1 protein-coding gene is annotated in these 279 nt (G+C 64.9%); it reads right to left on the reverse strand.

The window, feature by feature from the left end:
• Nucleotides 1-279 (reverse strand): hypothetical protein (locus SB772_RS40225; RefSeq protein ID WP_410838546.1); only part of this gene is annotated, 279 nt, incomplete at both ends.

Consider the following 279-nt stretch of genomic DNA (forward strand, 5'->3'; position numbering starts at 1 on the left):
TCTCGATAGTCCCGGCGGGCCCCTGGATGCGCACGAAGTTGGTGTTGTTGGGGCTGCCGGTCACGGCTTCGGTGAGGTTCGGATCGCCGACGAAGGTTTCGACGGCGCCGGTTTCCTGGTTCACTTCCGTGTATGGGCCGTTGACGCTGCGCAGGAATGGCCCGATGGCACCGTTGACCGCACCGCTGAAGACCCCTGGCGCACCGACGCCGACGTCTCTGGTGATGTTGATCGCACGACGGCCGGGGGTGGTGACGTTGACCGTTTCCACGCCGTAAG

Source organism: Paraburkholderia sp. SIMBA_030, assembly GCF_046535245.1.
Taxonomy (GTDB): Bacteria; Pseudomonadota; Gammaproteobacteria; order Burkholderiales; family Burkholderiaceae; genus Paraburkholderia.